This is a genomic window from Burkholderia sp. Tr-862 (assembly GCF_011753085.1).
Classification (GTDB): domain Bacteria; phylum Pseudomonadota; class Gammaproteobacteria; order Burkholderiales; family Burkholderiaceae; genus Burkholderia; species Burkholderia ambifaria.
Window position 1 is genome coordinate 1 of sequence record NZ_VWWG01000246.1, and the last position, 7,079, is coordinate 7,079.

Genomic DNA, 7,079 nt, shown 5'->3' on the forward strand with positions numbered 1-7,079 from the left:
CCGCGCACGGACCCGCCGCGCACCGGCCAGTCTCACGGCAATCGCCGGCCGCGGCCACGCGCAGCCCGCTCGCGAGCGGCCGCGTGTGGCGCATCGTGCTCGGAATCGGCGCGCTGTGTGCGCCGCAGTTCGCGGTGCTCACGTTCGCGACCGTGTTCCTGCACGATTTCGGCAAGCTCGGCCTCGCCGGCATCAGCGCGGCGATGGTCGCGCTGCAGGTCGGCGCCATGGTGATGCGGGTCTGGAGCGGTCGTCATACCGACCGGCACGGCAACCGCCGCGCGTATCTGCGCGGGTCGGTGTGCGTCGCGGCCGGATCGTTCGCACTGCTCGCGGCCGCGACCGCCGGTAGCCCGCACGTGCCGCTCGCCGCGATCGTCGCGATTCTCGTGTTCGCCGGCATCTGCGTGTCGGCATGGCACGGCGTCGCGTACACCGAACTCGCGACGCTCGCGGGCGCGAACCATGCGGGCACCGCGCTCGGGATGGCGAACACGATCGTCTATCTCGGGCTGTTCGCCACGCCGCTCGCGATTCCGCCGCTGCTCGCCGTCAGTTCGTGGAGCGTGGTCTGGCTCGCCGCCGCGCTGATCGCAGGCGCGACGTACCCGCTGTTTGCGCGCTAGCGGGCAGGCGCGGTGTCGGTTTGCCGAACCCGCACGGGGCTTCAGAACGTGTACACGGCCGACAGCATCGCCGAGCGGCCGTCGCCGAACTCGACCGCGGACGATCGCGATTCGCTCCCCGACACCTGCCGCACGCGTTCGACATAGGCACGATCGAACAGGTTGTCGACGTTCAGCTGGAAGCGCAGCCGGCGGCTCACCTCGTAGCCGGCCATCAGACTGTGCACCCAGTACGCGCCAAGCTGGCCGTCGCCTTGTGCCGTCACGTTGCGCCGGCCAGCCGCGGCCGCGTGTCAGACCTGCTCGCGCGCCAGCGCGCGCTGAGCGGCCGGCCGCCCGGCCTCGCGCTGCGCATGCGCGGTCCACGCGGGATGCCGCGTCATGTCGAGCCCGATCGCGATACCCCAGCGATACAGCACCAGCAGGAACGGATCGACGATCGAATGACCGCCCGGCTCGGCCCACGTGCGACCGTCGGCGAGCACGGCTTCGATCGATTCGTTCGCGGCGTCGATCAGGTCGCGGCCGTGCGCGCCGACCGCGCCGTGCAGCGCAGGATCGCCGATGAAGCGCCCCGGCCGCCACAGCGTGCCGTAGCCGACGCCGTGCACCCAGCCGACCAGCCAGGCGAGCCATTCGTGGCAGCGCGCCTCGCGCAGCGGATCGTCGAGCGGCAGCAACTGCGCGTCCGGATGACGGCGCGCGAGATACGTGAGGATCGCGGGCGTTTCGGTCAGCACGCGCGGCTCGCCCGGAATCGCGAGCACGGGCACGCGCGCCTTCGGGTTGATCGCGAGATAGTGCGCGTCGAGATTCTGCCGCTCGCGCACGGACACGATCTCGACGTCGAACGGCGCGCCGGTTTCCTCGAGCGCGATGTGGGCGGCGAGCGAACATGCGCCCGGCGAAAGATAGAGACGATATGCGTTCATTGATGGCGTTGCCCGGTGGGCTCGTTGAAAGACGGAACCGAGTGTAGGAGCGCGCGGCCGGCCGCCACAAACGATGAATTGTCGTGCTCGGGCATTAGTGTTACTAATGCGTGATGCGACGCATCCACCTTCCCCCGCTGCAGACGCTGCGTGCGTTCGAAGCCGCCGTGCGGCTGCAGAGCTTCACGCGCGCGGCCGACGAACTCGCGCTCACGCAGGGCGCGGTCAGCCAGCACATCCGCGCGCTCGAAGCGCAGCTCGGCCATCCGCTGTTCACGCGCGAGCGCAACGGCGCAACGCCGACGCATGCCGCGCATGCGCTCGTGCTGCAGGTGCGCCAGGGCCTGAGCGTGCTCGAACGCGCGTTCGAGCCGGCGCTCGCCGTGCGCGCCCGCCCGCGCACCTGCGACGTCACGTTGAACGTGAGCGTGTTGCCGAGCGTCGCCGAGCGCTGGCTCGCGCCGCGCCTGCCGCGCTTCGCGGCCGCGCATCCGCACATCGCGATCGCGCTGCATCCGGACGCGGCGCTCGCGCCGCTGCGCAAGCGCGACCGCATCGACGTCGCGCTGCGCTACGGGCCCGGCACCTGGCCGGGCGTCGTCGCCGAGAAGCTGATGACCGAGACGGTCTTTCCGGTCGCGAGCCCCGCGTACCGCAATCGCGACGACATCGCGCCGCGCGCGCCGGCCGATCTCGTGCGCGCGACCCTGCTGCGCCATCCCGCGCAGCCGTGGGAACCGTGGTTCCAGGCCGCGCGCCTCGACCTCGTCGAATCCGCGCGCGCGCCGCGCTTCACCGATGCGAACGCGTTGATCGACGCGGCGCTGAAAGGACGCGGCGTCGCGCTCGCGCGCCGCTCGCTGATCGAACCCGAACTCGCGGCCGGCACGCTCGTGCGCGTGTCGACGGTGCGCGTGACCGACGTGTATGCGCACTACATGGTGTGGCGCCCCGGTCATCCGCACGAAGCGGCGATCCGCACGTGGCTCGACTGGCTGCGCAGCGAAGTGCGGCGCAGGACGCCGCGGCGCTGACGCGCTCAGGCCCGCGCCGGCATCGCCACCTTGTCGAGCGTGAGCGCCGCACATCGTCGGTGACGGCGCTCGCGGCACCGGGCGAGAATTCGTCGAGCAGCGCGGTCGCGGAGCAGAGTTGGCCGGACGTGCAGTAGCCGCACTGGAACGCATCGTGTTCGACAAACGCACGCTGCACGCGGCTCAATACGCCACCGCGCGCGAGGCCCTCGACGGTCGTGATCCGCTCGCCTTCGGAATGCCGCGCACGGCGCAGGCCTCGCGATGCCTCCGCCGTCGCATTGCCCACGCGTGTAAATACGCGCGGCATCCGCGTCCGCTGGCAAATTCCGCCATGCGAGCCTGCGATGCTTCGCGAAAGCATCCGGTCAGCTTCACGAAAGCCTTTCGCGATCACGCCCCGGTTGCAAACGATTCACCGAATCGTCGCATCGCATCGGCATACTGGAAATCGTTTCCCGATCCGCCTGCCAGGAGAGAAGTCATGCGTCGCGTTGCCCTCGTCGTCGTTCTGTGTGCCGCCACCTTCGTCGCCGCCTGCAGCGACGACGCGCCGCACGACGCACACACGGCCGACGGCTCGCCACCGGCCGGGGCATCGTCCGGCTCCGCGAGCGCATTCAACAGCGGTGCAGGCGCGAGCGCCGCCGCGTCGGAAGCCGCACCGCTCGCGCCGCCCGTCGTCCACTACCCGCCCGACGATGACGACGACGCCAAGCCCGCGACGAACGCGGGCGCGTCCGGCGTCGCCGCGTCGTCGCCGCACTGATCCCGCCGTTCCTGTCCCGTCCCCGATCGCAGAACCGAGGTGAAATAACATGACGTCATCCAGCCGCCGCCGTTTCCTGCATACCGTCGCACAGTCAGCGGGCGCCGCCGTCGCGCTCAACGCGTTCCCTGAATCGATCCGCCGCGCGCTCGCGATTCCGGCCGCACGCGGCACGGGCACGATCCGCGATGTGCAGCACATCGTCGTGTTCATGCAGGAGAACCGCTCGTTCGACCATTACTTCGGACACCTGCGCGGCGTGCGCGGCTACAACGACCGCTTCCCGATCCCGCTGCCGAACGGCAAGCCGGTGTGGTACCAGCCGTCGAAGGAAGACCCGACGAAACCGGTGCTGCCGTTCCGGCTCGACACGAAGACGACCAGCGCGCAGTGCCTCGGCGCGCTCGACCACTCGTGGGCGAAGACCCACGCGGCGATCGACGGCGGCCGCTACGACCAGTGGCCCGCGAACAAGACCGACATGACGATGGGCTATCACGTGCGCGAGGACATCCCGTTCCACTATGCGCTCGCCGATGCGTTCACCGTGTGCGACAACTACTTCTGCTCGCTGCCAGGGCCGACGCACCCGAACCGCTCGTACCTGATGACGGGGACGGTCGATCCGACCGGCAAGTTCGGCGGCCCGCTACTCGACAACGCCGACTACGTCGACGGCGACCTGCCGCCCGCGTACCAGTTGCTGTCGTGGACGACCTTCCCCGAACGGCTGGAGGCGCACGGCGTGTCGTGGCAGATCTACCAGCAGGGGCTCACCTGGGCCGACCCGTACAACGGCAACTACGGCACGAACATCCTGCAGAACTTCACGAACTTCATCAACGCGAAGCCGGGCTCGTCGCTGTACCAGCGCGCGCAGACGGTGCGCACGCTCGACAACCTGAAGGACGACGTGATCAACGACCGGCTGCCGCAGGTGTCGTGGCTGCTGCCGCCCGCCGCGTTCTCCGAGCATCCGAAATACACGCCCGCGTACGGCGCGAACTACACGTCGCAGATCCTCGACGCGCTGACGTCGAATCCGGACGTGTGGGCGAAGACCGTGCTGTTCATCATGTATGACGAGAACGACGGCTTCTTCGACCACGTCGTGCCGCCGCAGCCGCCGACATCCGCCGCGCAGGGCGCATCGACCGTGACGACCGACGGCGAGCTGCATACCGTCGTGAACCCCGGCCGCGGCGGCAGCTACACCGCCGACGGGCTGCCGTACGGCCTCGGGCCGCGCGTGCCGATGACGGTCGTGTCGCCGTGGTCGAAAGGCGGCTTCGTGTGCTCCCAGGTGTTCGACCACACGTCGGTGATCCGCTTCATCGGCGAGCGCTTCGGCATCGACGAGCCGAACATCACGCCGTGGCGCCGTACCGTCTGCGGCGACCTCACCGCCGCGTTCGACTTCCGCTCGTCGGATGCATCGTTTCCGTCGCTGCCCGATACGAGCCAGTACCGCTCGATCGCCGACCAGCAATGTACGTCGCAACCCGCGCCCACCGTGCCCGCGACGCCGTCGCCGATCGTCCCGCAGGAACCCGGCGTGCGGCCCGCACGCGCGCTGCCTTACGAACTGCATGTGAACGCGAGCATTTACGGCGGCAACACGCTGCGCATCGAGTTCGCGAACCGCGGCAACCAGGGCGCGCACTTCCAGGTGTACGCGACGAACCGCACCGACGGCCCGTGGCGCTACACGGTCGGCGCGCGCCGCGTGCTGCACGCGGACTTCGACCTGACGGAGACGAACGGCGTGTATGCGTTCTCGGTGTACGGGCCGAACGGCTTCGTCCGGATGTTCGCGGGCAACGTGTCGGCCGCGACCGCGCGCCGCCGCAACCAGGCGCAGCCGGAGGTGAAGGCCGGCTACGACATCGCGAACGGCAACCTGTACCTGAAGCTGCGCAACCATGGCGCGGGTCACGTCACGCTGACGCTGGCCGACAACGCATACGGCGCGCCCGCGCGCCAGGTGACGCTGCACGGCGGCGACGAACGCGTCGAGCAGTGGGCGCTCGCATCGAGCCACCACTGGTATGACGTTACGGTGAGCGACGGCGCGAACGGCACGTTCTCGCGCCGCTTCGCGGGTCACGTCGAGAACGGCCGGTCGAGCTACTCGGATCCGGCCGCGGTGGCGCCCGTCTCCGCGTCGTAGCGGCGCCACGACGCTGCGCGGCCCCGCTGCGCAGCGCGTGCCGGTAAGTGTCAGATCGCGTGCGCGAGCGCGCGGTCGACGAGCGCGGCGTCGAAGCCGTCGTCCGCATCGCGAAAGCGCAGCGGCGCCGCGCAATGCACCAGCGTGTCGACGAAATATTTCGCGCGCGGCCACGGCCCGAAGCCGGCCGCGGTGTTGATGTGCCCCGCGTCGCCGAGGTTCACGAATGCGCTGCCGAGCCGCTGCGCGAGCGTGCGCGCATCGGCGAGCGGCATCCACGGATCGGTCTCGCTGCCGATCACGATCGACGGCACCGCGAGCCGGCGCGCGTCGAACGCTCCTGCGAACGTGAATTTCCTCGGACTGGCCGGTGCGACGAGCAGCACGCCCGCGACGTCGGCCGCCTGCGGCCATTGCGCGAGCGCATGTGCGGCCGCGAGGCAGCCGAAGCTGTGCGCGGCGAGCACGAACGGGCCGCGCTCGCGCTCGAGCAGCGCGTGCACGGACTGCGCCCAGCGCGCGAGATCGGGGGCGTCCCAGTCGGCCTGCTCGACCCGCAGCGAACGCGGGAACTGCCGCTCCAGCCAGGTCTGCCAGTGGGCGCCTTCGCTGCCGTGCAGGCCCGGAACGGTCACGAGCCGCGGCGGCCACGCCGATTTGCTGCATGCGCGCATGATTGCCCTCGCTTGCTTTGCTTGGAGACGAGGTTCGATTGTGGCGCGCCGCGCGCGGCGGCCGAACCAATATTTTGTGCTTTGCTTCTGCGCGGGACGGGCACCGGGGACGGCCGCCGGCGACGGGCACCGGGAACGGCCGCCTGCGCGAGCCGCGCGGCACACACCGGCGGCCCCCCGGCGGCGCAACACGCCGCGAAACCGTAGAATGTGGGCTTCCCGCTTGCCATGCACCGGATCGACCGCGCGCCGCCGCGCCGGTTCCGATCGACAGGAGACGCCCGATGTCCGCTACGCCCGCCGGCGCGCTGCGCCCGTTCCATCTTGCCTTTCCCGTATCGAGCCTCGCCGACGCGCGCGCGTTCTACGGCGGCCTGCTCGGCTGCCCCGAGGGCCGCAGCTCGGATCACTGGGTCGACTTCGACTTTTTCGGCCACCAGCTCGTCGCGCACCTCGCGCCGGACGAAACCGGCGCGAGCGCGGTGAATCCGGTCGACGGCGACAACGTGCCCGTGCGCCATTTCGGCGTCGTGCTGTCGATGGACGAATGGCATGCGCTCGCCGACAAACTCAAGGCCGCGCACACGCGCTTCGTGATCGAGCCGCACATCCGCTTCAAGGGCGAGGTCGGCGAGCAGGCGACCATGTTCTTCCTCGATCCGTGCGGCAACGCGCTCGAATTCAAGGCGTTCGCCGACATCGGCCAGCTGTTCGCGAAGTAAGCGCATGAAGATCCTGTTCTACTCGCCGCACCAGGAAGCCGACGCATGGCGCGACGCGATCGCGCAGGCGCTGCCCGACGCCGAGCTGCGCGCGTGGCAGCCGGGCGACACGGCCGCCGCCGACTACGCGCTCGTGTGGCGCGCGCCGCGCG

General features: G+C 70.2%; 7 protein-coding genes and 3 pseudogenes. 6 read left to right on the forward strand and 4 right to left on the reverse strand.

Annotated elements, in window-relative coordinates; genetic code table 11:
- On the forward strand, positions 1-626 hold a 626-nt coding region (locus tag F3J14_RS32660; RefSeq protein WP_166726424.1), incomplete at its 5' end, for an MFS transporter.
- A gap of 41 nt (positions 627-667) precedes the next feature.
- On the opposite strand, the pseudogene F3J14_RS32665 reads toward F3J14_RS32660, so the two are convergent.
- Both F3J14_RS32665 and F3J14_RS32670 read right to left on the reverse strand, forming a co-directional pair.
- Positions 668-904 (reverse strand): annotated as a pseudogene (locus F3J14_RS32665) (TonB-dependent siderophore receptor); the annotation flags it as partial.
- 15 nt (positions 905-919) lie between these two features.
- A complete protein-coding gene (locus F3J14_RS32670; protein ID WP_166726425.1) occupies positions 920-1,558 on the reverse strand; it encodes a glutathione S-transferase N-terminal domain-containing protein in 639 nt (212 codons plus the stop codon).
- A gap of 113 nt (positions 1,559-1,671) precedes the next feature.
- Here F3J14_RS32670 and F3J14_RS32675 point away from each other — a divergent pair, with 113 nt between their 5' ends.
- On the forward strand, positions 1,672-2,592 hold the full coding sequence (locus F3J14_RS32675; RefSeq protein WP_166726426.1) for a LysR substrate-binding domain-containing protein: 921 nt from the start codon (positions 1,672-1,674) through the stop codon (positions 2,590-2,592).
- A gap of 46 nt (positions 2,593-2,638) precedes the next feature.
- Here F3J14_RS32675 and F3J14_RS32680 read toward each other — a convergent pair.
- Positions 2,639-2,827: pseudogene (locus F3J14_RS32680) on the reverse strand (2Fe-2S iron-sulfur cluster-binding protein); the annotation flags it as partial.
- Between the two features lie 249 nt (positions 2,828-3,076).
- Between F3J14_RS32680 and F3J14_RS32685 the strand changes: the two are divergent.
- Both F3J14_RS32685 and F3J14_RS32690 read left to right on the forward strand, forming a co-directional pair.
- Entirely contained in the window at positions 3,077-3,361 is a 285-nt protein-coding gene (locus F3J14_RS32685) for a hypothetical protein (protein ID WP_006754269.1), read from the forward strand.
- Positions 3,362-3,410: 49 nt separating this feature from the next.
- A complete protein-coding gene (locus tag F3J14_RS32690) occupies positions 3,411-5,531 on the forward strand; it encodes a phospholipase C, phosphocholine-specific (protein WP_166726427.1) in 2,121 nt (706 codons plus the stop codon).
- A 50-nt stretch (positions 5,532-5,581) separates the two neighbouring features.
- Here F3J14_RS32690 and F3J14_RS32695 read toward each other — a convergent pair whose 3' ends face one another.
- Positions 5,582-6,205 carry an alpha/beta hydrolase gene (locus F3J14_RS32695; RefSeq protein ID WP_166726428.1) on the reverse strand — a complete coding sequence of 208 codons (624 nt, stop codon included), beginning with the start codon at positions 6,203-6,205 and terminating at the stop codon, positions 5,582-5,584.
- 284 nt (positions 6,206-6,489) lie between these two features.
- Between F3J14_RS32695 and F3J14_RS32700 the strand changes: the two genes are divergently transcribed.
- Together F3J14_RS32700 and F3J14_RS32705 are read left to right on the forward strand one after the other, a co-directional pair.
- The gene (locus F3J14_RS32700) at positions 6,490-6,927 is read left to right on the forward strand and encodes a VOC family protein (protein ID WP_006762228.1); all 438 of its coding nucleotides are present in this window, start codon (positions 6,490-6,492) and stop codon (positions 6,925-6,927) included.
- Positions 6,928-6,931: 4 nt separating this feature from the next.
- Positions 6,932-7,079 (forward strand): annotated as a pseudogene (locus tag F3J14_RS32705) (glyoxylate/hydroxypyruvate reductase A); the annotation flags it as partial.

What these genes read in the sequence shown, in the direction of transcription:
- F3J14_RS32675 (WP_166726426.1), top strand. Translation starts at nt 1,672, where the DNA reads ATGCGACGCATCCACCTTCCCCCGCTGCAGACGCTGCGTGCGTTCGAA.
- F3J14_RS32670 (WP_166726425.1), bottom strand. Translation starts at nt 1,558, where the DNA reads ATGAACGCATATCGTCTCTATCTTTCGCCGGGCGCATGTTCGCTCGCC.
- F3J14_RS32695 (WP_166726428.1), bottom strand. Translation starts at nt 6,205, where the DNA reads ATGCGCGCATGCAGCAAATCGGCGTGGCCGCCGCGGCTCGTGACCGTT.
- F3J14_RS32685 (WP_006754269.1), top strand. Translation starts at nt 3,077, where the DNA reads ATGCGTCGCGTTGCCCTCGTCGTCGTTCTGTGTGCCGCCACCTTCGTC.
- F3J14_RS32690 (WP_166726427.1), top strand. Translation starts at nt 3,411, where the DNA reads ATGACGTCATCCAGCCGCCGCCGTTTCCTGCATACCGTCGCACAGTCA.
- F3J14_RS32700 (WP_006762228.1), top strand. Translation starts at nt 6,490, where the DNA reads ATGTCCGCTACGCCCGCCGGCGCGCTGCGCCCGTTCCATCTTGCCTTT.